At 60.3% G+C, this 247-nt stretch carries 1 protein-coding gene; it reads right to left on the bottom strand.

Going from position 1 to position 247, the window contains the following annotated elements:
* On the bottom strand, nt 1-247 hold a 247-nt coding region (locus G3O06_RS49900), incomplete at both ends, for a hypothetical protein (protein WP_277403809.1).

Raw genomic sequence — 247 nt, forward strand, 5'->3', positions numbered from 1 at the left:
TGTCGACGGGCCTGAGCACGACGACGAGCAGCGTGTCGTCGTTGTCGACGGGTCTGAGCACGACCAATAGCTCGGTGAGTTCGATTTCGACGGGCTTGAGCACGACGGACAGCAACGTTTCGTCGGTGTCGACGGGCCTGAGCACGACGACGAGCAGCGTGTCGTCGTTGTCGACGGGTCTGAGCACGACCAATAGTTCGGTGAGTTCGATTTCGACGGGCTTGAGCACGACGGACAGCAACGTTTC

The sequence above is a fragment of the Burkholderia sp. Ac-20345 genome, assembly GCF_017104825.1.
GTDB classification, from domain to species: Bacteria; Pseudomonadota; Gammaproteobacteria; order Burkholderiales; family Burkholderiaceae; genus Burkholderia; species Burkholderia lata_B.